This window comes from Kribbella jiaozuonensis (genome assembly GCF_005233875.1).
Classification (GTDB): domain Bacteria; phylum Actinomycetota; class Actinomycetes; order Propionibacteriales; family Kribbellaceae; genus Kribbella; species Kribbella jiaozuonensis.
On sequence record NZ_SZPZ01000001.1, the window covers coordinates 2,255,876 to 2,277,054 of the forward strand.

Here is a 21,179-nt window from a genome sequence, read left to right on the forward strand (position 1 = left end):
CTCAGGACCCTCGGGCTTCGGCTGCACGTGACATTGGATACGCTGGCACCGGCGGGTCGGTGCAGAGGTATCTCACATGTGAGATAAGGTCCGGCGCGTGACCGATGACTACCTGAGCCGGATCGGAAACCTCATCCGGGACGCCCGCAAGCATCGCGGCTGGACGCAGACGCAGCTCGCGGAAGTACTGAACACCAGCCAGAGTGCGGTGAACAGGATCGAGAAGGGTCATCAGAACCTCACCCTCGAGATGCTCGCCCGGATCGGCGAGGCGCTCGACTCGGAAATTGTCTCTCTCGGCGGCGGCCCGGTCCACCTTCGCGTCGCCGGCGGCCGGCGACTTTCCGGATCCATCGACGTCAAGTCGAGCAAGAACGCCGGTGTCGCGCTGCTGTGCGCATCGCTGCTGAACAAGGGCCGTACGACGCTGCGCAAGGTCGCCCGGATCGAAGAGGTCAACCGTCTCCTCGAGGTGCTGAACTCGATCGGCGTCCGCACCACCTGGCTGAACGACGCCGGTGACCTCGAGATCGTCCCGCCGGCACACCTCGACCTGAGCTCGATGGACGCCGAGGCGGCCCGTCGTACCCGTTCGATCATCATGTTCCTCGGCCCGCTGCTGCACCGCGAGGATGCGTTCGAGCTGCCGTACGCCGGTGGCTGCGACCTCGGCACGCGCACCGTCGAGCCGCACCTGACCGCGCTCCGCCCGTTCGGCCTCGAGGTTAAGGCGACCGGCGGGCAGTACCACGCACTGGTCAACCGGGCGATCACGCCGGGCAAGCCGATCGTGCTGACCGAGCGCGGCGACACCGTGACCGAGAACGCGATCATGGCCGCCGCGCGGTACGACGGCGTGACCGTGATCCGCAACGCCAGCCCGAACTACATGGTCCAGGACCTGTGCTTCTACCTCGACCTGCTCGGCGTGAAGATCGACGGCATCGGTACGACGACGCTCACCGTGCACGGCCGCGCAGACATCGACGTCGACGTCGACTACGCGCCGTCCGAGGACCCGATCGAGGCGATGAGCCTGCTCACCGCGGCGATCGTGACCAAGTCCGAGATCACCATCCGGCGCGCGCCGGTGGAGTTCCTCGAGATCGAGCTCGCGCTGCTCGAGGAGATGGGGCTCGACTACGACCGCAGTACGGAGTACCTGGCCGAGAACGGCCGGACCCGGCTGGTCGACCTCACCACCCGCCCGTCGAAGCTGCACGCGCCGATCGACAAGGTCCACCCGATGCCGTTCCCGGGGCTGAACATCGACAACCTGCCGTTCTTCGCGGTCATCGCGGCGATCGCGACCGGGCAGACGCTGATCCACGACTGGGTCTACGAGAACCGCGCGATCTACCTGACCGACCTGAACAAGCTCGGCGGCCGGGTCAAACTGCTCGACCCGCACCGCGTGATGGTCGAAGGCCCGACGCACTTCTCCGGCACCGAGATGATGTGCCCGCCGGCACTTCGCCCGGCCGTCGTCACGCTGATCGCGATGATGGCCGCGAAGGGTACGTCGGTACTGCGCAGCGTCTACGTGATCAACCGCGGCTACGAGGACCTCGCCACCCGGCTCAACTCGCTAGGCGCTCAGATCGAGACCTTCCGGGACATCTGAGTCCTGCAGGAAGGCGACCGCCTCGGCGATCACAGCCGGGTCCTGGAGGATCCGGCTGTGGCCGAGGCCTGTGGTGGGCAGGAAATGCGCCCGCTCGCCATAGTTCCGCAGCAACACCTGCGCCTGCGCTGGGTCCACGACGTCGTCCTCGTCGTTGTGGATCACGAGTAGCTCGGCCTTCCCGGTCGCGACCGAGAATCGGTTCCAGATCTGGTTGTCGCCGTCGAAGTACCCGCGCTCGATCGACCGGCGCAGGTGCTTGTTGATCTTCGGACCCAGCCCGAGCGCCGCGCAGAACGTATCGGCCAGGTAGCCGAAGTCCGCGACGCCGCTGATCGTCACGATCCGCCGCGCTGCCACGCCCTCGCGGACCGCGTACAACGCGAACGGCACGCCGAGCGAATGTGCGATCACGCCTTCGAACGGTCCGTGCCGTTCCTCGAGCTGCTGGATGATTCGCTGATGCCCGAGGATCGACACGATCGGCCCGGGGGAGTCGCCGTGCCCGGGCGCGTCGTACGACACCGGGCTGTATCCGAGCTCGAGCAGTCGCGTGATGAATCCGGCGTACCGCGATGCCCGTGACCGCCAGCCGTGCACGAGCAGCACCGGCCGTTTGCCGTCGCCCCACGCGTAGGTGAGCACGCCGTCGATGTCTTCGACCCGTGCCGCGTCGTGGACGTGGCGCTCGCTGTCACGGATCTGGCCGCGGGCGAGCGGGCGGCGCCACAGCCCGAACGCGAGCCGGCCGCCGAGCCGTGGCGACACCGCTCCGATGGTCCGCAGACCCGTGCCGATCAGCTGCTGCATGAACGTCCTCCCCTAACTATACGAACGGTCGTACTATTACTTTTGCACGAGATCATCGTCAAGGGCAACTAGGATCGGGAGCCGTGGAGAAGGTCGACGGACGGTTGGTGCGGGGTGACCAGACCCGCCGCGCCGTGCTGCGCCGGTCGGTCGACATCGCGTCGGTCGACGGGCTCGAAGGCTTGTCGATCGGGCGGCTCGCGACCGAGCTCGGAATCAGCAAGAGCGGGCTGTTCGCGCATTTCGGCTCCAAGGAGGAGCTGCAGCTGTCGACGATCCGGGCCGCGCGGCGGATCTACGCCGACAACGTGGTGATCCCTGCGTACGAGGTCGAGCCTGGTCTCGGGCGCGTGTGGGCGTTGAGCAAGCACTGGCTCGACTACTCGCAGCGCCGGGTGTTCCCGGGTGGCTGCTTCTTCCAGAAGGTCTCGCACGAGTACGCCGCCCGAAGCGGTGCCGTCCACGACGCCCTCCTCACGGTCCACTGGGAGTGGATGGGACTGCTCGAGGAGGCCGTCCAGGCTGCCGTCGACAACGGTGAGCTGGAGGCCGACGCCAAGCAGTTGGCGTTCGAGCTCAACGCGTACTACGAGGCCGCCAACCTCGCGTCGATCCTGCACGACGACGGCGGCGCGGCGTACGAGCTGGCGCGTCAGGCCATCCGCTCGCGGCTGGAGTCGACCGCCACCGCGGGCACGACGCTGCCCCGCTGAGTCGGGAGGTCGCGGCGCCGGCGGATCGGTGAGGCGAGCAGGACGAGACCGGCCAGCGGCACGCCGGCTGTCGTGATCCAGAGGGCTGGTGTGAGGCCGAGGGTCTGTCCGAGTACGCCGCCGAGCAGTGCGCCGAGCGGGATCGTGCCGTAGTTGACGAAGGCCGTCGTTGCGGTGAGGCGGCCGAAGAGGTCGAGCGGGCAGTAGGACTGGAGGAACGTTGCCTTCACGACGTTTCCGCCGACGACGCCGAGACTCACGCCGAACGCGCCGACCAGGTAGAACCACGGGCTCGCGCCGCTCAACGGGATCAGCAGTGCGAGCGTCGGCAATCCGAGTTCGCACAGCAGCAGCGCCCTCGCCGTACCAAACCGTATGGTATGCCGTCCAACGAAGGCGCCGAGGACTCCGCCGCTTGATGCTGCCGCGATCAGGGTGCCGACTGTGCCTGCGGTGAGGCCCGCTTCGCGGACGAGGAAGACGACGATGATCGCCTGGTATCCCATCAGTGCGAGGTTGGAGACGGCGCCGAAGAACGTGAGGGTGCGCAGCCAGACGTCCTGCGCGACCAGCCTGATGCCGGCCCGGATCGCGCCGGGCTGTCGCGGGATCGTCGTACGGCGTTCTCGATAGCGGATCGCGGCGAGACAAGCGAGGGCGACCAGGAAGCTGGCCGCGTCGACGAGGACAGCGTCGGCGGCACCAATCAGTTGCACCAGGAGCCCGCCGCAGCCCAGCCCGGCGATCTGCGCTGCCGAGGCGCTGCCATGCAGCTTCGCATTGCCCTCGGCGTGATCGGCCGAGGCCAGAAGCGTCGGCAGATATGCGGTGTATGCCGTTTGGAACACGACCGATGCCGCGCCGGCGAGCACCGCGACGACGAGCAGCAGTTGGATGGTCAGTCGGCTGCCGGACAACGGAACCAACGCGAAGAGGCCGGCAGAGACAACGCAGGAGATCAGCATGACCGGTCGACGGCGTACCCGATCGATCCAGGCGCCGGTCGGGAGTCCGATCAGCAACCACGGCGCCCAGGCGGCCGCGGTGAGCAGACCGACCTCGAAGGTTGTTGCATCGAGCATCGAAATGGCGACGAGGGGGAGTGCTACCGAGGAGGTCGCGCTGCCGAAGCGGTTGATCGTCTCGCCGGTCCAGAACAGGCGGAAGTCCCGATTGCTCAGCAGGAGGCTCATGAGCGGCGGGGGAACGACTGCAGTTGGACGATCACCCGCTCGGCGCCGTCCGCCGGTTCGGTGCCGGTATACCGATCTATGACAGCGGCGATCTCTTCGTTGAGGTTGTGCAGCTGATCCGGCGTGAGGTGCAGGTCGCGCCAATCGGACAGGCCCGCCGCGTGCTGCCACTCACCTGGCCAGTCCTCGTCGAGGTACGTGCGGACACGGTTGTAGTACCGCTCGACCAGATCGCGGAGATAGACGTCGAGTGCGCGCCGCGTCTCGGGATCGTCGAGGAACTCGGACGGGTCCAGAACGGTCTGCCGATCGGGGAGCCGCCACCAGCGCTCGCGCTTGGTGCCGCGATCGGGATCCTCCTCGAGGTACCCGTGCTCGGCGAGCAGTCGCAGGTGCCAGCTGATCGTCCCGGTGTTCTCGCCGAGTCGCGTCGCCAGCGTGCTCGACGTGGCCGGTCCGTCGAGCTCGATCGCCTCCAGGATGCGCATCCGGAGCGGGTGGGCGAGTCCGCGCAGACTCCGGGCATCGATCCGTCGCATTGTTGCAGAGTAATCTCTGCAGAGAAGTCTCTGCAACTAGGTTTGTCGGTGGGCGTCCCTAGGTTTGGCGGTATGCACGTGGTGGCTCAGCTGGCGGTCTCGCTGGACGGGGTGGCGTCGGGGTTCGACGTCGACCTCGCCCGGTTCTATGCGCTCGCCTCGCTCTGGCAGGAGGAGGTGACGCTGATCGGCGCGGACACGATCCTTGCCCAGGAGTCCGACGTACTCGCTGCTCCCCGGCGCGGCCCGCGACCGGAGGGCCCGCTGCTGGCGGTCGTCGACAGCCGAGCCCGCGTCCACAGCTGGACCTCACTCCGCGACCTCGGCTACTGGTCCGACGTCCTTGCTTTGTACGCCGACCAAACGCCCGCACGCCCACCCGACTCGACCACCCGCGAACTCGTCACCGGCTACGACCAGGTCGACCTCGCCGAAGTCCTCGACGTGCTTGACCGCAGAGGTGTGCACACCGTCCGAGTCGATTCGTCCGGTGCGCTGTTGCGAGCCTGCCTGGAGCTCGAGCTGATCGACGAGTTGGCCCTGCTCGTCCACCCGGTCCTGGTCGGCTCCGGCGAACGCTGGTACGACACCCGCCGGCTCAACCTGCACCACGTCGGCACCGAGGTCTTCAAGGACGGCGTGCTCTGGATGCGTTACTGCGTGGCCATCTGAACGTCGCGAAACTGTCGGTGCTCGCGGCTACTGTGTGCAGTAATGAGGAAGCAGCATGAGGGGTACGACGAGCACGACGCGGAGCGCTGGGTTGCCGAGCCGGTCAAGCGACCGGGCCGGACCGCGTTCGCGCGTGATCGCGCGCGCGTGCTGCACAGTGCGGCGTTGCGGCGGCTGGCGGCCAAGACGCAGGTCGTGACGGCCGGCAGCGACGACTTCACCCGGAACCGGCTGACCCACAGCCTCGAGGTCGCCCAGATCGGCCGCGAGCTGGCGGCGACGCTCGGCTGCGATCCGGACATCGTCGACGCGGCCTGTTTGTCGCATGATCTCGGGCATCCGCCGTTCGGCCACAACGGTGAGCGCGCGCTCGACCAGGTCGCGGCGGACATCGGCGGCTTCGAGGGCAACGCGCAGACGCTGCGACTGTTGACGCGGCTGGAGTCGAAGACCTTCGACGCCGAGGGACGCAGCGTCGGGCTGAATCTGAGTCGCGCCACGCTCGACGCCGCGACGAAGTACCCGTGGCCGCGCCGCCCCGGCGAGCGCAAGTTCGGGGTGTACGACGACGATCTCGCCGTTTTCACCTGGCTGCGTCCGGGCGTGGGGGAGCGCCGCTGCCTGGAGGCGCAGGTGATGGACTTCGCCGACGACGTCGCGTACTCCGTGCACGATGTCGAGGACGCGATCGTCGCGCATCATCTCGATCTCGCCGCGGTCGATGCGGACAGAGCGCCGTACTGGCAGACGGTCCGGCAGATGTATTTGCCCGAGGCAACCGACGCGGAGCTCGACGAGGGCTGGGCCCGGCTGACCTCGCTGATCTACTGGCCCGGCTCGACCTTCGACGACAGTCGACGTGCGCTCGGCGGCCTCAAGGACCTCACGAGTCAGCTGATCGGCCGGTTCGCCACCGCCGCCGAGCAGGCCACACATGCCGTCTTCGGCCGCTCCCGCTTGATCCGCTACGAGGCTGACCTCGTCGTCCCCGACGGCATCCGCACCGAGATCGGTCTGTTGAAGGGCGTGGGCATGTTCCACGTCCTCGACTCACGCGAGCGCCAGGCCCGCCGCGCCACTCAGCGCGAGCTCCTCACCGAACTGGTCGAGGCGCTGTGGAAGACAGCGCCACGCAACCTCGACCTCCCGTTCCAGTCCGACTTCGCGGACGCGGTCGACGACAACGCCCGCCTGCGCGTCGTCGTCGACCAGGTCGCGTCCCTCACCGACCCTTCAGCTCTGGCCTGGCATGCCCACCTGGTCGAGGGGAAGATCCAGCCCTAGCTGCGAGCGGATGGGGTTGTTGGTGTCGCGGATCTGCTGCAGTTCCGCATCCGACAGGGCACGCCGGTAAACGCGGACCTCATCGAGCGTCCCCACGAAACGGTTGGCGCCGTCGACCCGCTGGCCGACATGAATGCCCTGTACGCCGAACTCCTTGCCCGCCGTCACCGAACCAGCCGGCGCCGTCGCAGAGCCGACCTCAACACCATCGACCAGCAACCGCAGCTTCCCCTTCACCCGCTGGAGTACGACGTGATGCCACTGATCGTCGTTATACGCCGACGCAGACTGCACCGTCACGTTGTAGCGATCCACCGCCAGCAAGGCGCGGATCCGATTGCTCGCCGGCTCTGCCCGCAACCAGATCTGCGGCGTGGTGCCGGAGCCGGTGCGATAGGCCCACAGGATCGCGTGCGACCCCGTCGTCGCGCCGTACTTGATCCAGGTCATCAGCGTGAAGTCGTCCGCACCGAGGTCGATCGACCGGTCGAACGGCACCTCGACGTAGTCGTCCACGCCGTCCATTGCCAGCCCGTTCCCGAACTTGCCCGCGGCAACAGTCGCCCCGCCGCGGACGTACGCCGGATTGTGGGCGGGACCAACGTCAGCGGTGCGCGGCCCGGGCGCGGGCGGGCCGGGGATGCCGGGCGGCGTACCGTTCGGCGTCGACAGGTACGCCTCGTTGAACCGGGCCCACCGGATCGTCTCGTACGGGCTCGCGACGCCCGCCTCGTACAAAAGCCCGGCCTGATCCCCGTCCAGCCGCACCATGTCGGAGTACGCCGACGGTCCCCAGTAGAAGACCTTCCCCTGCTGCCACGTGCCGAACGACCGCGCCTCGTCGTACGACGATCGCACCGTCATCACCTCGCGCGCGGCCGGATGCGCCGGCGCCGAGAACAGGATCCGGTTCTGCCGATCGCCTTCGTTGCGCGCGCTGAACCGCAGCAGCGAGCCTTGTACGTCGGGCATCACCAGCTGCGGGATCGTCTTGAACGGCGCGTCGAACGTCGCCCCGCCGTCGCTGCTGATCGCGTACGCACGGTTGCCCGGATCGGTACCGCGTTCACGTGCCAGCGCGTAGATCCGCCCGTCGGTCAGCTCGACGACGGTGATCTCGCCTACGATCACCTTGCCGTCGTCGCGGGCCATGGTCGCGCCGATGTGCCAGGTCTCGCCGGAGTCGTCGCTGTAGATGAGATGGCCGCCGTACACGTGTGGGCCGACGCCGTCGTACGTCTCGTAGGTCGCGCCGACGATCAGCCGGCCGGCGTGCGGTCCGTGCTGGAGCTGGATCCCGTGCATCGGGCCGGTCGCGTACCAGAAGTTCCAGCTCGGCAGCTTGGCGTCGGTCAGCTCGCGAGGCGCGGTCCAGGTGGCGCCGAAGTCGTCGCTGGTCTGGACGTACGGATCGCGGTCACAGCCGTTCGTGCACGGCTGCGGACCGTTGTGCGTGGTGACGAGCACGATCCGGCCGGTCTTCTGGTCGACGATCGGTACGGGGTTGCCGTGCGTACTGCCGTTGCCGTCGGAGACGACCTGCAGCGGACCCCAGGTCTTGCCGCCGTCCGAGGACCGCTTGAGCACGATGTCGATGTCGCCGTCGTCGCCGCAGTCCGCGACCCGGCCTTCGGCGAACGCGAGCACTTCACCGTCGGTCGCGTGCACCACGGCGGGGATCCGGAAGCACGAATATCCCTCGGTTTTCTGCTGGAACAGCACACTGTCGTCGACGAACGGCGCTTCGGCGGTGGCGGGTGCTGGTGAGGTTATGAAGGTGCTGATCATCAGTAGGGCGGTGAGAACGCGCATGACTCTCCAGGGAGGACATAGGACGTCTGATGTCCTCGACAAATTAGTCATCGTTGTCGCGCGCGGCAAGGGTTCGCCGAGGACTAAGGTCCTCTTATGGCTGATGCAGAGCAGATCGTCATCGTCGGTGCGAGTCTCGCGGGAGCGACCGCCGCCGAGGCCCTTCGGACGGAAGGCTGGACCGGTGGTGTGGTCCTGATCGGCAGCGAGCAGTCCCTGCCGTACGAGCGACCTCCGCTGTCGAAGGACGTGCTGCTCGCCAAGAAGGGGACCGAATCCGCGCAGCTGCACGATCAGCAGTGGTACGACGACAACAAGATCGACCTGCGCCTGGGGACCACGGTCACCGCGATCGACCCGGCCGCGCACACCGTCACGCTCGACGACGGCTCACAGGTGTCGTACGGCAAGCTGCTCATCTCGACGGGCAGCCGGGTCCGGACTCTCGACGTACCGGGTGGCGATCTGCCGGGTGTGCACTACCTGCGGACGGCCGAGGAGTCGCAGGCGCTGACCGACGCGTACGCCGCGAAGCCGCGCGTTGTCGTCGTCGGCGCGGGCTGGATCGGGCTGGAGGCGGCGTCGGCCGCGCGCGAGCGGGGGAGTGAGGTGACGGTCGTCGAGCCGCAGTCCACTGCGCTGGCGTCCGTGATGGGCGAAGAGGTCGGCGAGGTGTTCGCCGACTTCCAACGGCAGCACGGCGTGCAGTTCCGGTTCGGGATCGGGGTCGAGGGCTTCGAGGGGACCGACAAGGTGACCGGTGTCCGTCTGGCCGGCGGCGAGGTGCTCCCGGCGGACCTGGTGGTCGTCGGCGTCGGCGTGCGCCCGAACACTGAGCTCGCCGAGGAGGCCGGCATCGAGGTCGCGACGCCGGACAACGGCTCCGGCATCGTGACCGGCGCAGACCTGCGGACGTCGGCGGCCGACGTGTACGCCGCCGGTGACGTGGCCCGCTGGGAGCACCCGCAGTACGGCCGCCCGGTCCGCGTCGAGCACTGGCAGAACGCGAAGGACAGCGGCAAGGCGGCGGCGAAGGCGATGCTCGGCGAGGACGTGGCGTACGACTCGATCCCGTACTTCTTCACCGACCAGTTCGACCTCGGCATGGAGTACGCCGGCGACATCCCGCGCGGCACGTCGTACCAGGTCGTGTTCCGTGGCGACCCGAAGTCCGGCGCCTACATGGTCTTCTGGCTCGACGACGACCACCACGTCCTGGCCGGCATGCACGTCAACCTGTGGGACACCGGACTCGACGCGGTCCGCGAGCTGATCCGCTCCGGCAAGGCGGTCGACCCGGCCCGCCTCGCCGACACCTCGATCGAGCTGTCCGACGTCTAGATCGGGTAGGTGACGTAGGCGAACTGCGTGCTGTTCGGCGACCAGCTCGGGACGTTCATCGTGCCCTGGCCGCCGAACAGCGTCGTCAGTTCGCGGACGCCGTCGTTGGTCAGCAGACGCAGTCTTACGTCGCCGATGTCGGCGGGATGCCCCTCGGTGCCGGGCGGGAAGCTCACGTACGCGATCGCCGAGCCGTCCGGCGCGGGGTGCGGGAACCAGTTGACGCGCTCGTCGTCTGTCAACTGCTCGACCTCACCGCTGCCGACCGCGATCCGGAACAGCTGCGCCTGGCCTGCCCGCTCCGAGTTGAAGTAGATCCACTTGCCGCCCGGGCTGTACTCCGAGCCGTCGTCGGCGAACTCGTCGTCCGTCACCTGGACGTCGGCGCCGCCGGCGCTAGGAATCGTCCAGACGTTGGTGATCCGCTGGCCGTCCCGGTTCTCGAGCCCGATGTACGCCAACGTCTTCCCGTCCGGCGAGACGCCGTGCAGGTAGTGGTGGAAGCCCGGGCCGCGATCGTTCGTCACCCGGCGTCCGGGCCCGCCCTCGATCGGTACGGCGTACAGGTGGCCGTCGTCCGCGGACACGTAGACCGTCTGCCCGTCCGGGCTGACCACGTGGTCGTTGTTGATGTCCGGCACTCCGCCGAGCTCGATCTCCTCGAGCCCGTCGTTCACCCGGAACAGGCGGCCGTTGCCGTTGACGATCAGAACGTCGTCCGGTGTCCAGTTCGGCGCCTCGAAGAGGATGTCCGACGAGCTGAACACCAGACGGTGCTCGCCGCTGGTGACATCGACGACGTACAACTCGGACCGCTGACCAGGGCGAAGAGTTCGTGGCATACCCGCAAACCTATGTGATCGGTCCAGCTAGACTCACGGGGTGGCTGGCCGGATCAAGGAAGAGGACATCGCGCTGGTGCGCGAGCGGGCCCGGATCGACGACGTTGTGGGTTCGTATGTGACCTTGAAGAACGCCGGCGGCGGCAACCTGAAAGGGCTGTGCCCGTTCCACGACGAGAAGTCGCCGTCGTTCAACGTCACCCCCTCCCGCGGCTTCTTCTACTGCTTCGGCTGCCAAGAGGGCGGCGACGTCATCGACTTCATCCAGAAGATCGACCAGATCACGTTCTCCGAGGCGGTCGAGACGCTGGCCTCGAAGGTCGGGATCCAGCTGCGGTACGAGGACTCCGGTGCGCCGGTGCCGCGCGGTCCGGGGAACCAGCGGCCGCGGTTGGTCGAGGCGCACAAGGTCGCGGCCGAGTTCTACGTCGACCAGCTGTTCGGTGCGGCCGAGGCGGCGCCGGGTCGGCAGTTCCTGGACAAGCGCGGGTTCGACAAGGATGCCGCTGTTCACTTCGGCGTGGGGTTCTCGCCGCGGGGTGGCGACGTACTGACGAACCACCTGCGCGGGCGGGGCTTCACGAACGCCGAGCTGGTCGCGTCGGGGCTGTCCGCTGATGGGCAGCGCGGGCTGTACGACCGGTTCCGCGGCCGGCTGATGTGGCCGATCCGGGACGCGTCGTCGGACGTGATCGGGTTCGGCGCGCGGCGGCTGTTCGACGACGACCGCATCGAAGCGAAGTATCTGAACACGCCTGAGACGCCTATCTACAAGAAGTCGAAGGTCCTGTACGGCGTGGATCTTGCGCGGCGGGAGATCGCCAAGGGTCGGCAGGCTGTCGTCGTCGAGGGTTATACCGACGTTATGGCTTGTCATCTGGCCGGGGTGCAGACCGCGGTCGCGACCTGCGGTACGGCGTTCGGCGACGATCACGCGCGCGTGCTGCGGCAGTTGCTGCTGGATCACGATCAGTTCCGTGGCGAGGTGATCTTCACCTTCGACGGGGACGAGGCGGGGCAGCGGGCGGCGTTGAAGGCGTTCGCGGGGGACCAGGCGTTTGCGGCGCAGACGTACGTCGCGGTCGAGCCGGACGGTCTCGATCCGTGCGATCTGCGGCTGGAGAAGGGCGATGCGGCGGTCCGCGAGCTGATCGGACGGCGGGTGCCGCTGTATCGGTTCGTGCTGGGGAACGTGTTGTCGAAGTACGACCTGGATCGGGCGGACACGCGGGTCGATGCGCTGCGGGATGCGGCGCGGCTGGTGATCAGCATTCGCGACCGGTCGAAGGTGGACGCCTTCACGCGGGAACTCGCCGGGCATCTGGGGATGGATGAGGACCAGGTGCGCTCGGAGGTTTATCGCGCTGCCGCTCGGCAGGGGGCAGCTCCTGGGCAGTCCGGGCGGCCGGGTTCTGGACAGCCTGGTTCCGGCCAGCCTGGTTCCGGCCAGCCTGGGCGGCCGGGCTCTGACCAGACTGGGGGCGCGGCTGCCGTCCAGCATGGGCAGCCGGTTGGTGCGCCGCAGCAGCCTCGCCGCGCAGACGTGCCCTCACCGCGTGACCAGCGGTACGTGATCGAGTGGGACGCCCTGAAGGTCGCGATGCAGCACCCCAACCTGGTCGGCGTCGCCTTCGACGAACTCGACGACCACGACTTCACCCACCCCTGGCTAGCGGCGATCCGCACCGCAATGGCAAAGGCAGGCGGCCCCGCCGCTGCACCCGCCGCCGAGGCCTGGGTGGTCGCCGTACGCGATGCCATCGGCAACGATCCGGCCGCCGCAGTCGTCGGCGCACTCGCCGTCGACCCGCTACGCCTCGGCCGCGAGCCCGACGAGCAGTACGCCCAAGCGTTGCTGGCCCGCTTGCAGGAACTGACCTGCGCCCGCCGCATCCAAGACCTGAAATCCAAGCTCCAACGCACGAACCCGATCGACCGCCCAGACGAGTACAACCGAATGTTCGGCGAACTCATCGCCCTAGAGGCCTACAAAGCCGAACTCCGCAACCGAGCAATCTCCGGCGCGATCTAGTCCTCCTTCAGGTGCTCCACGAGCCGCGCCGTCTCCTCGGCGTACTTCGCCGCGAACTCCTCACTGTCCGGATCAAGACCAAGCGCCCTCGCGATCTGCGGAAACACCACCGGCGCCGCAGCCAGCCCGAACAGCGCGAGCCCCGTGTACGCCGCATCGAGGTTGGCCGCCAGTTCGCCATCAGTCTGCCGCTGCCGGAAATCGTCGAGCATGCTCTGGAACCTGGCCCGCTGCCCCTCCGGATCCAGCGCGCTGGTGTCCCGATCGACAGCCTCACGCACGAGTAAGCGCAGCAAATCAGGCTGGGCGATCGACGTACGAGCGTAGGCCGCGACCACCTCACCAAGTGATTCCGCGTCCGCGGCAATATCCGGCTCGCCCGCCCGCCACCGGTCGGCGACTGCTTTATAGAGCCCTTCTTTGCCGCCGAAGTAGTACGAGATCAGCTGCTTGTTCACGCCTGCCCTAGCAGCGATCTCGCTCACCCGCGCACCACCGAACCCGTGCGCGCCGAACTCGATCACCGCCGCATCCAGCAACTGCTGCCTGGTGCGCTCGGCGTCCCGCTGCCGCTCGTCGGGTCCCGGTGATCTCCGCACGAAATCATCCTAGCGGACAGCCATCCGCCGTGCTAACTTAATCAACCACACGGATGATAGAGTTTGATGCACGGATGATTGGAGACGACGATGAAGGTAGCGATCGTGGGCGCCGGGATCGGCGGGCTGGCTCTGGCGCAAGGTCTGCAGAAGGCAGGCGTCGACGTAAAGGTCTTCGAGCGCGACCCCTCACCCCGCCACCGCAACCAGGGCTACCGCATCCACATCAGCCCGGTAGGGGAGGAGGCCCTAGCCGCAGTCCTCCCCGACTTTGTGCGCCGTCGAGTCATCGCGACCGCGACACAACCAGGCGATCTGGTCGCCGGCTTCGACTCCCAGCTCCAGGTGCAGTTCGAGCAGGAGTTCCCGGTAGCCGGTCCGGACGCGGTGACGTCAGTGGACCGCTACGCCTTCCGCCGCGCGCTGATGACCGGCCTGGACGACGTACTCGAATTCGGCAAACAGTTCGACTCGTACGCCGAGACCTCCGGAGGCGTGCAGCTCGCCTTCACAGACGGCACGTCCACGTTCGCCGACGTCCTCGTCGGCGCCGACGGCGTCGGCTCGCGGGTCCGCGCGCAGCTCCTACCAGAACAAGACGTACTCGACATCGGCGTCCGCTGCATCTACGGAAAGGTGCCCCTGACAACAAACGTCCGCGAGGTTGCACCACCGCCCTTCCTCCGCGGCTTCTGCTTCGCCAGCAACGGCGCCGGCACCGGCCTGGCCTTCGGCCCAGTAATCTTCCGCGAGCCCCCAGCCGAGTACGGCGACTACCTGATGGCAGTTCTAACCGGCACAAACGAAGTACTAGGCGCCTCCGACGACGAACTCTTCACCATGCCCGCCGCCGACCTCTGGTCAATCGTCACCCGCTCGGTGACCAACTGGCACCCATCAATCCGCACCCTGGTCGCCGCCGCCGACCCGACCGCCGCCTTCCCCATCACCCTGCGAACCTGCATCGAAGTCCCCTCCTGGTCCTCAAACCACCTAACCCTCCTAGGCGACGCCATCCACCCCATGACCCCTGCCGCCGGAGCCGGCGCCAACACCGCCCTCTGGGACGCCGCAAGACTGGCCCGCGCGCTGACCTCCGGCGAGGACCTCGCGTCCTACCAGCAGGACATGATCCCCAATGCCCAAGCCGTGGTCACCGAGTCGCTACACAACGCCGAGCGCCTCTTCCACATCTCAATCCCCGTTTAGCTCAGTGACTCGCGCAAGGTCTCCTGCACTTCGTCGAGCCGTTCGAGCATCATCAGCGCGGTCTCGTGCCGTGCGCGAGCGTAGAGCTCGAGCGACGGCGTGACCGCTTCCTGCGGCTCGGCCAACGGAAACGTCGAGCCCAGCGTGTAGGCACATCCGACGGCGACCGTGGACACCAGATCGTCAGGGCGCGCCGCTGGGTGCTCCTCGCGATAAGCAGCCAGCAGCTCACCCAATCCGTCAACCCACCCATCGCCGAGCATCAGCGTCCGCGGGTCGCACCCGATCCGCGCGATCTCCCACGCCATGAAGCGTGGACCTGGCGGCTGGAAGTCAATGACAGCTGCAACCTCGTCCCCGCACATCATCAAGTTCGGCGCCGCCAAATCCCCGTGCACCACCTGCACCGTCAGGTCGGGCAACTCATCCAGAACGGCCTGCGCCCTCCCCAGCAACGCACGCCGTTCCCTGGCGGCCTCCAACGCCCAACTCTCGAACGGGCTGCGCACCGCCCGACTCGCGTAGTCGTCAATCACCCGATCGAACTGCCGCCGCGACCGCACAACCCCCCGCACTCCAACGCCTGCACGCACCGTCGGAGCCGCCGCCGGATGCTCCGCCAACCGCCGATGCAGCCTCCCCAACACACCCCCGACCGCCGCCCACCTCGCCCCGACCAGCCCACCCTCCGCCGTCTCCCCATCGACGAACTCCCACAACGACATCGGCACCCGCTCGTCGATCACACGACCATCAAGCGTCCGCCGCACCTCAGCCACCGGCACGCCACCCTGCATCGCAAACTCAGCGAGCCCGATAGCCGCCCGCTCCCGCCCGACCTCCCCGCGATACACCTTCGCAAACCACCGCCGCCCACCCTCGTCGACGACGCGATAGTTGCTGGTCGCCGTACCCGCGAGGATCTCCGTCACCTCAACAGCACGCACGCCGTACGACGCCCCCAACGCCTCGACGACCCTCTCCACCTCAATCAGGATCGTTCCCCGTCACACCATCAACCGCCTCACGCAACACGTCCGCATGCCCGGTGTGCTTCAAATACTCCTCAAGCAGATCAACAAGAATCCGCCGCCGATTGCACGACCACCGAGGATCCGGATCTGCAATCACCACATCAAGCCCACCATCCGCAGATAGCTCCTGCCACGCAGCCCGCGACCGCGCAGCAGCCCCATACCAAAGCCCGTAAAGCTCCTCCGGCGAATCACTAACCGCCGACTCCCAACCCCACCGATCATTCTCAACCCACCCCCGCCCATCCCACGGCGCCCCCAACCCCCGCCCCGCCGCCCGAGCCGCAAACCCATCCTCCACAAACGCCATGTGCTTCGCGAGCCCCGCCAACGTCATCGCCGACGGCGCATGCCGCCGCCGCAACTCCTCCGCCCCAAGCCCACCCGTCTTCCAACCAAACTGCCTCCGCACCCGATCCAACGCAAACTGCAACATCTCCACCTCACCCCCACGCAAACACTCACCCACCGGCAACCCTCTCCAGTCCAAAACCCCTCCTCCACAAGCCACCCCCACCCTCCCGCACCACCCGTCCACACCACCCAACCAATCCGCCCCACCCACCCACCAACCCACGGCCCCAACGCCCGCCCCCGACCCATCGCAGGCCTCAAGTCCACACCAGCTCAGCTCCAGCCCACACCAGCTCGCGCGTCCGCCGACACCGCTCCGTGCCAGCTCCCGCGCAAGCCATCACGCACCACGTCAGCGCCTACGCACGCCAGCTCTCAGGCACGCCGGCTCTCAGGCACGCCGGCTCTCAGGCACGCCGGCACCGCACCACGCGAGCTCCTGCGCAGGCCAGCCCCGGCGCACGCCGACCCGCTCCGCGCCAGCTCCCGCGCACACCAGCTCCCAGACACGCCGACATCGCAACCACGTGAGCTCCTGCACATGCCAGGCCCGGCGCACGCCGACACCGCGCCGCGCCAGCTCCCGCGCACGCCAGCACCGCACCACGTGAGCTCTCGCGCACGCCAGGCCCGGCGCACGCCGACACCGCGCCGCGCCAGCTCCCGCGCACGCCAGCACCGCACCACGCGAGCTCCAGCCGACGCCAGCACCGCGTACGCCACGCCCACGTCGCCCACCTCGCGCAGAATCAGCACTGCCCGGGGACCATGGGTTCCCCGGGCAGTGCCTTCTGTGTGTTTAGGGTTCAGCTCTCGAGTGCTGCATCCAGCGTGATGTCGACGCCGGCCAGCGCCTTGCTGATCGGGCAGTTCGCCTTAGCCGCCTGCGCCGCCTCCGCGAACCCGGCCTCATCCAGACCATCGACCTCAGCACGAACCGTCAGCTTGATGCCGGTCAGCTTGAAGCCACCATTCGCCTGATCCGGTCCGAGCGTCACGTCAGCCTTCACCTCATGCGACAGCGGCTTCCCGCCCCGCCCAGCAATCTCCGCACTCAACGACATCGCATAGCAAGCGGTGTGGGCAGCTGCGATGAGTTCCTCCGGGCTGGTGGTACCGCCCGCATCATCAGCAGCGCGCTTCGGGAACGAAACGTCGTACGTCCCAACCTTCGAGCTGCTCAGCTCCACCTGCCCCGAGCCCTGCTCCAGAGTGCCGTTCCAAGCGGTCCGCGCAGTACGAGTAGGCATCGCAATCTCCTTCAGAAGTTATCTTGTGTACAAGATACTTGTGCACAAGATATGCTGCCGTCAAGTCCCCACCGGGTGAGACCCCGACCACAGGAGCGAGCCATGACCGAGACGAGGGTCCTCGACGACCTGCTCTGCTTCGACCTGTACTCGCTCTCCCGCACGGTCACCGCCCTGTACCGCCCGGTCCTAGAGCCGCACGGCCTGACCTACCCCCAGTACCTCGTCCTGGTCACCCTCACCCGCCTAGGCCCCAGCCCCATCGGCGCCATAGCCCGAGCCACCCGCCTGGACCACGGCACCCTCACCCCGCTACTACGCCGTCTAGCCGACCGCGGCCTAATGACCCTCGACCGCTCCCCAACCGACGCCCGCTCAGTAACCGTCGCCCTAACCCCCGCCGGCGAGGCTCTCAAGCCGGTCTTCCGCGAGGCCCAATGCCACCTAGGCGAGTCCCTAGGCCTAACCGAAGCCCAAGTCCGCCGCCTCCAATCCACCCTCCACCAACTAGCCGACCACCTCGACAACGACTGACCGAAGCGTCACTGCGTGGCAATCGCGTAGGCGGCGGCCGGCAGGAGAGGGAGTCCGTTCCGTACCTCGACCAGCTTCGGGAGCCTGTAGTCCTCAGAGCGACTGACCTCCATGCCGTGCGCTCCGAACGTCGCTTCGGCGTGGCATCCGGCCGGACTCAGTCCGATCAGGTACCCGCGCTGAACTGTCAGTAGGAGCGCCTCGAGCCGGAACAGCAGGTTCAGATCGAAAGTGATGGTCATCGCAGGCGTCTCATCGACGATCAGTTCGACTTGTGGATGGTGCACCGAGGTGATCTTGTGGCTGGCCAAGCTGACGTATTCGGGCGGCCCGGCTCCGGTCAGAGTGGCCTTCGCTGCAGTTGTCAGTGCCCGATGGGTCTGCCACGCCCAAAGGATAGGGTCGCCGAGATTCTGCTCGAGCGTATGCGCGATCGCCCCGGCCACAGGACCGCTCAGCAGGTGCGCTGACATGCTCAGCCGGGGTACCTCGTTGAGCACACCGCTGGTCTCGATCAGCTTGGTGAGCTCGTGCGTGGCGTCCTCGTTCGAACCACTCAGGTGCGAGACAACAGTGATGTGTCCGCCAGTGTCGCTCATCTGTCTCGTCCTCCTGGATGTACTGTCTGCCGCGGTCAAGGCCGGGTCTCAGGCGCACTCGGTGCGCTGGCCCGGTTTCCTCGATTCGCGCTTCTACCCGAGTCAGTGGCTGTCCACCGGCATGGATGCTTGGTTGCCGAGGGCCCCTGTCGCGGTGTCGTTGCTGAAGACGTCTGGCGGTCCAGGCCGCGAAGACGCCGGCCACAAGTAGCGGACCCAGCCACCAGGGCACCTGCGCCACGTCGTCGGCCGCCAGTTCTACCGTCACCGTGGTTCCTGCCGGCACCAGTTGCCCGGCCGGTGGCACCTGTCGCACAACATGCCGCGAGAGAGTTGCCGGACGGCTCTCGCCGACCAGATCGAAGATCAGTTCAAGCTGTTCGACCCTTGTCCGGGCCTCGTCCTCGCTACGGTCGACCAGGTCCGGGACCGCCACCAGTCGCGGCTCCACCTCACGGGTGAGGTCGACTGTGACCACACTCCCGACATCGACCTCGGTTCCCGCCAACGGACGCTGGTTGAGGACGGTGCCCGCGACGGCTGTTCCGGGTCGGACGATCCGGGACTGAAGCTTGAGCCGAGCCTGCACTATGGCGCTCCGCGCAGCAGGCTCAGGCTCACCGATGACGTCCGGTACGGTCGTGCGCGCGTGCACCGGCTCGCCGGAGCTGCGCTCGATGTCGACGGTGATCGCCGTACGGACGAGCACTCGGCGGCCGTTCGTCGGCGACTGCGAAACAACCTTTCCTGCCCCAGATCCGTCCTTGACGATCCTGGGGTCGAACACCAGCCCTACTGTCTCGATCGCCGCGCGAGCTGTCGTCTCGTCGAGACCGACGACAGCAGGTACCGCGACCAGTTGGACCTTGGGCTCACGCACGATGTCCGCCGTCACCGAAGTGCCTGCGGCGACGAGTTCACGAGCGCGGGGCTGCTGGCTGACAACTCGTCCGGGCCGTGCGCCGACTTTGATGATCCGCGGATCGTAGACGAGCTTTGCCGCCTCGACGAGATCCTTCGCCTCATCTTCGGTGTGCCCGACGAGGTCCGGGACCGGGATTGGTTGGACAGGCTCCTCGATGTTGAGCACGACCGCGTCCCCGAAGACGGCGTACGCATCAGCAGCCGGGTCTTGTTTGACCACCGCCCAACCCTCAGATGCCTTGGCCGGCGACGGCTGCGCGACGAGTCCGAGCTGGGATAGAGCCTTCCTAGCTGCGGCGAGCGTTTCGCCGGTCAGGTCAGGGAGGACGACACCGAGCCAGAGGCCGACGACTGGGACTGAGCCGTCTGGATCCGGCGAGCTGAGGAGGTCCTGCTTGGCAACCAGAACCGCCTTCGGATCGACCTCGCCAGGTGCGTGGTTCATGACCAAGCAGGGCAGGCCGGCGGTGTCGAGGCGCTGGGCGGCTGACCCGACCTGCTTTCCGAGTACGTCAGGAACGTCCATGGCGCGGCCGGTCCACGGAGCGGTCTGAGCCTTCGTCCAGCACTCGGCCCTGACTTGTGCGGTGCCTGCTGCAGGCGTCAGAAACGCGAGGACACACATGGCGGCACAAGCCCCCAACCAGGTGATCAAACGCAGTCTGCGACGAGTCATGGGAGACCTCCGCGGGTCTATATCAATCGGACCGCGCGCGAAAACAACGTGATACACCGCTGGCTCGTGACGTTCGCGAGTTGGGCTCGGCGGTGTAACTTTCCGGGCCTGGCGAGTATCAAAGTAGGAAGGGGTGCACTTCTTGCCGCGCCCCGAAGGGCAATGCCCGGGGAGTGAGGGCCAGCATGTCGAGACGACTCTGGACTGCAGGGCGGATAGCAGCTGCCGCTGCGCTGGTGACCGGGCTGCTGGCCGGGACTTCGGGCGGGTCGCTGGCCGCCGACACGACCGCCGCCGCGGCATGCAAGCTCGAGTCGGGGTCGGTGACCGCCGGTGGTGATCACACGCACAGGGTGATTACTGCCGGCTCACCGGCGACGGTGCAGGAGAAGCAGCGGTACACCGCCCTCTTTCCCGAAGGTCGCCCCAGGTTGAGCAGTCTGTTCTTCAACGATCCCGTCGTACCTGGTTTCGGCGGTGCGTACGCCGGCCACGTGGTGATCGGCTCGGGCCTCTACAGCAGCACCTACTTCCTCACGACAGCCGGCGAGGTCGACCGGACCCAGTCGCACAACTTCCGGATCGGTGGCGGCTGGGCTGACGCGACCTTCCTCGAGACGAGCTACCCGCACGACACGAACCCCTTCGCGTTGGCCAACCACTACGCGCTACGTGGAAACGGCACGCTGACCCGATGGGACTCTAAAGGCGGGTTCGGCTGGACCAACCCGCAGTCCGCGGGTGGCTTCGCGGCCGTCAAGACGATGGCGCTGATCAGCCAGGCCGCGACGTACGACACCTTCCTGGCCAACACTCACGGCGGCGCCCTGTACACGATCCGGCTTCCCCTGACGTCGCCGATGAAGCCGGTCGTGAAGAGAGTCAGGGCCTCCACCTGGCAGGCCTTCGACGCCCTGATCGCAGAGAAATGCGGCCAGTACGGCACGCTGTTGCTCGGCATCGACAAGGACACCCAGTCCGGCTACCTGTACGCCGTCGGCCACGCAAACGGCACCGCCACGGTCATCAAGGGCCTCGGCAAGGTACCTGCCACCTTTGCTGACCCGCTCTACTTCCGCTATGCCGGCGAGCCCGGCACCGCTCCACTGCTGTTCGGAGAGTGACGGTACGTCGTTAT

At 67.4% G+C, this 21,179-nt stretch carries 19 protein-coding genes and 1 pseudogene; 9 read left to right on the top strand and 11 right to left on the bottom strand.

The genetic code is table 11. The features are described 5' to 3' along the window. The first annotated feature begins 97 nt into the window (after positions 1 to 97). A complete protein-coding gene (locus FDA38_RS10865) occupies positions 98 to 1,624 on the top strand; it encodes a helix-turn-helix domain-containing protein (RefSeq protein WP_137253885.1) in 1,527 nt (508 codons plus the stop codon). On the opposite strand, the gene FDA38_RS10870 is transcribed toward FDA38_RS10865, so the two are convergent. Continuing rightward, positions 1,589 to 2,434: an alpha/beta hydrolase gene (locus tag FDA38_RS10870; protein ID WP_137253886.1), complete on the bottom strand. Its 846-nt coding sequence runs from the start codon at positions 2,432 to 2,434 to the stop codon at positions 1,589 to 1,591. The genes FDA38_RS10865 and FDA38_RS10870 overlap by 36 nt on opposite strands. A gap of 83 nt (positions 2,435 to 2,517) precedes the next feature. On the opposite strand from FDA38_RS10870, the gene FDA38_RS10875 reads away from it, so the two are divergent. Then, entirely contained in the window at positions 2,518 to 3,147 is a 630-nt protein-coding gene (locus FDA38_RS10875) for a TetR/AcrR family transcriptional regulator (RefSeq protein WP_137253887.1), read from the top strand. On the opposite strand, the gene FDA38_RS10880 is transcribed toward FDA38_RS10875, so the two are convergent. Then, entirely contained in the window at positions 3,087 to 4,340 is a 1,254-nt protein-coding gene (locus tag FDA38_RS10880; protein ID WP_137253888.1) for an MFS transporter, read from the bottom strand. The two genes, FDA38_RS10875 and FDA38_RS10880, sit on opposite strands and share 61 nt — an antisense overlap. Continuing rightward, positions 4,337 to 4,879 (bottom strand): winged helix-turn-helix domain-containing protein, encoded by a 543-nt coding sequence (locus FDA38_RS10885; protein WP_137253889.1) that lies wholly within the window; start codon positions 4,877 to 4,879, stop codon positions 4,337 to 4,339. The genes FDA38_RS10880 and FDA38_RS10885 overlap by 4 nt, the downstream gene beginning before the upstream one ends. A 72-nt stretch (positions 4,880 to 4,951) precedes the next feature. On the opposite strand from FDA38_RS10885, the gene FDA38_RS10890 reads away from it, so the two are divergent. Both FDA38_RS10890 and FDA38_RS10895 read left to right on the top strand, forming a co-directional pair. Next, on the top strand, positions 4,952 to 5,551 hold the full coding sequence (locus FDA38_RS10890; protein ID WP_137253890.1) for a dihydrofolate reductase family protein: 600 nt from the start codon (positions 4,952 to 4,954) through the stop codon (positions 5,549 to 5,551). A 42-nt stretch (positions 5,552 to 5,593) separates the two neighbouring features. Continuing rightward, positions 5,594 to 6,835 carry a deoxyguanosinetriphosphate triphosphohydrolase gene (locus FDA38_RS10895; RefSeq protein ID WP_137253891.1) on the top strand — a complete coding sequence of 414 codons (1,242 nt, stop codon included), beginning with the start codon at positions 5,594 to 5,596 and terminating at the stop codon, positions 6,833 to 6,835. On the opposite strand, the gene FDA38_RS10900 is transcribed toward FDA38_RS10895, so the two are convergent. Continuing rightward, complete coding sequence (locus FDA38_RS10900; RefSeq protein WP_137253892.1) at positions 6,785 to 8,647, bottom strand: sialidase family protein; 1,863 nt, start codon at positions 8,645 to 8,647, stop codon at positions 6,785 to 6,787. The genes FDA38_RS10895 and FDA38_RS10900 overlap by 51 nt on opposite strands. 96 nt (positions 8,648 to 8,743) lie before the next feature. Here FDA38_RS10900 and FDA38_RS10905 point away from each other — a divergent pair, with 96 nt between their 5' ends. Beyond that, positions 8,744 to 9,988: an NAD(P)/FAD-dependent oxidoreductase gene (locus tag FDA38_RS10905; RefSeq protein WP_137253893.1), complete on the top strand. Its 1,245-nt coding sequence runs from the start codon at positions 8,744 to 8,746 to the stop codon at positions 9,986 to 9,988. Here the strand turns inward: FDA38_RS10905 and FDA38_RS10910 are convergent. Beyond that, a complete protein-coding gene (locus tag FDA38_RS10910; protein WP_137253894.1) occupies positions 9,985 to 10,830 on the bottom strand; it encodes a TolB family protein in 846 nt (281 codons plus the stop codon). The genes FDA38_RS10905 and FDA38_RS10910 overlap by 4 nt on opposite strands. Positions 10,831 to 10,870: 40 nt before the next feature. Here FDA38_RS10910 and dnaG point away from each other — a divergent pair, with 40 nt between their 5' ends. Beyond that, positions 10,871 to 12,862, top strand: coding sequence for a DNA primase (dnaG, locus tag FDA38_RS10915; RefSeq protein ID WP_137253895.1), 1,992 nt, complete (start codon positions 10,871 to 10,873; stop codon positions 12,860 to 12,862). On the opposite strand, the gene FDA38_RS10920 is transcribed toward dnaG, so the two are convergent. Then, a complete protein-coding gene (locus FDA38_RS10920; RefSeq protein WP_137253896.1) occupies positions 12,859 to 13,461 on the bottom strand; it encodes a TetR/AcrR family transcriptional regulator in 603 nt (200 codons plus the stop codon). The two genes, dnaG and FDA38_RS10920, sit on opposite strands and share 4 nt — an antisense overlap. Positions 13,462 to 13,551: 90 nt before the next feature. Here FDA38_RS10920 and FDA38_RS10925 point away from each other — a divergent pair, with 90 nt between their 5' ends. Beyond that, on the top strand, positions 13,552 to 14,670 hold the full coding sequence (locus tag FDA38_RS10925) for an FAD-dependent oxidoreductase (protein WP_137253897.1): 1,119 nt from the start codon (positions 13,552 to 13,554) through the stop codon (positions 14,668 to 14,670). Here FDA38_RS10925 and FDA38_RS10930 read toward each other — a convergent pair. From FDA38_RS10930 to FDA38_RS10945, 3 genes are all read right to left on the bottom strand, one after another. Further along, entirely contained in the window at positions 14,667 to 15,656 is a 990-nt protein-coding gene (locus FDA38_RS10930; protein ID WP_137253898.1) for a phosphotransferase enzyme family protein, read from the bottom strand. The two genes, FDA38_RS10925 and FDA38_RS10930, sit on opposite strands and share 4 nt — an antisense overlap. Before the next feature lies 1 nt (position 15,657). Beyond that, positions 15,658 to 16,140 carry a mycothiol transferase gene (locus FDA38_RS43640; protein ID WP_137253899.1) on the bottom strand — a complete coding sequence of 161 codons (483 nt, stop codon included), beginning with the start codon at positions 16,138 to 16,140 and terminating at the stop codon, positions 15,658 to 15,660. A 724-nt stretch (positions 16,141 to 16,864) separates the two neighbouring features. Further along, positions 16,865 to 17,308 (bottom strand): OsmC family peroxiredoxin, encoded by a 444-nt coding sequence (locus FDA38_RS10945; protein ID WP_137253901.1) that lies wholly within the window; start codon positions 17,306 to 17,308, stop codon positions 16,865 to 16,867. 102 nt (positions 17,309 to 17,410) lie between these two features. Between FDA38_RS10945 and FDA38_RS10950 the strand changes: the two genes are divergently transcribed. Next, on the top strand, positions 17,411 to 17,842 hold the full coding sequence (locus FDA38_RS10950; RefSeq protein WP_170989658.1) for a MarR family winged helix-turn-helix transcriptional regulator: 432 nt from the start codon (positions 17,411 to 17,413) through the stop codon (positions 17,840 to 17,842). An 8-nt stretch (positions 17,843 to 17,850) separates the two neighbouring features. On the opposite strand, the gene FDA38_RS42980 is transcribed toward FDA38_RS10950, so the two are convergent. Both FDA38_RS42980 and FDA38_RS43645 read right to left on the bottom strand, forming a co-directional pair. Next, a complete protein-coding gene (locus FDA38_RS42980; RefSeq protein WP_233714635.1) occupies positions 17,851 to 18,441 on the bottom strand; it encodes a hypothetical protein in 591 nt (196 codons plus the stop codon). Between the two features lie 313 nt (positions 18,442 to 18,754). Continuing rightward, positions 18,755 to 20,344, bottom strand: a pseudogene (locus FDA38_RS43645) (PASTA domain-containing protein); the annotation flags it as partial. Here FDA38_RS43645 and FDA38_RS10965 point away from each other — a divergent pair. Next, positions 20,227 to 21,165, top strand: a complete 939-nt coding sequence (locus FDA38_RS10965) for a hypothetical protein (RefSeq protein ID WP_233714637.1) — start codon at positions 20,227 to 20,229, stop codon at positions 21,163 to 21,165. The pseudogene FDA38_RS43645 and the gene FDA38_RS10965 sit on opposite strands and share 118 nt — an antisense overlap. The last annotated feature ends 14 nt before the right edge of the window (positions 21,166 to 21,179 follow it).

What these genes read in the sequence shown, in the direction of transcription:
- FDA38_RS42980 (WP_233714635.1), bottom strand. Translation starts at nt 18,441, where the DNA reads ATGAGCGACACTGGCGGACACATCACTGTTGTCTCGCACCTGAGTGGT.
- FDA38_RS10910 (WP_137253894.1), bottom strand. Translation starts at nt 10,830, where the DNA reads ATGCCACGAACTCTTCGCCCTGGTCAGCGGTCCGAGTTGTACGTCGTC.
- FDA38_RS10880 (WP_137253888.1), bottom strand. Translation starts at nt 4,340, where the DNA reads ATGAGCCTCCTGCTGAGCAATCGGGACTTCCGCCTGTTCTGGACCGGC.
- FDA38_RS10950 (WP_170989658.1), top strand. Translation starts at nt 17,411, where the DNA reads ATGACCGAGACGAGGGTCCTCGACGACCTGCTCTGCTTCGACCTGTAC.
- FDA38_RS10925 (WP_137253897.1), top strand. Translation starts at nt 13,552, where the DNA reads ATGAAGGTAGCGATCGTGGGCGCCGGGATCGGCGGGCTGGCTCTGGCG.
- FDA38_RS10890 (WP_137253890.1), top strand. Translation starts at nt 4,952, where the DNA reads ATGCACGTGGTGGCTCAGCTGGCGGTCTCGCTGGACGGGGTGGCGTCG.
- FDA38_RS10965 (WP_233714637.1), top strand. Translation starts at nt 20,227, where the DNA reads ATGTCGAGACGACTCTGGACTGCAGGGCGGATAGCAGCTGCCGCTGCG.
- FDA38_RS10905 (WP_137253893.1), top strand. Translation starts at nt 8,744, where the DNA reads ATGGCTGATGCAGAGCAGATCGTCATCGTCGGTGCGAGTCTCGCGGGA.
- FDA38_RS10895 (WP_137253891.1), top strand. Translation starts at nt 5,594, where the DNA reads ATGAGGAAGCAGCATGAGGGGTACGACGAGCACGACGCGGAGCGCTGG.
- FDA38_RS10900 (WP_137253892.1), bottom strand. Translation starts at nt 8,647, where the DNA reads ATGCGCGTTCTCACCGCCCTACTGATGATCAGCACCTTCATAACCTCA.
- FDA38_RS43640 (WP_137253899.1), bottom strand. Translation starts at nt 16,140, where the DNA reads ATGTTGCAGTTTGCGTTGGATCGGGTGCGGAGGCAGTTTGGTTGGAAG.
- FDA38_RS10885 (WP_137253889.1), bottom strand. Translation starts at nt 4,879, where the DNA reads ATGCGACGGATCGATGCCCGGAGTCTGCGCGGACTCGCCCACCCGCTC.
- FDA38_RS10945 (WP_137253901.1), bottom strand. Translation starts at nt 17,308, where the DNA reads ATGCCTACTCGTACTGCGCGGACCGCTTGGAACGGCACTCTGGAGCAG.
- FDA38_RS10870 (WP_137253886.1), bottom strand. Translation starts at nt 2,434, where the DNA reads ATGCAGCAGCTGATCGGCACGGGTCTGCGGACCATCGGAGCGGTGTCG.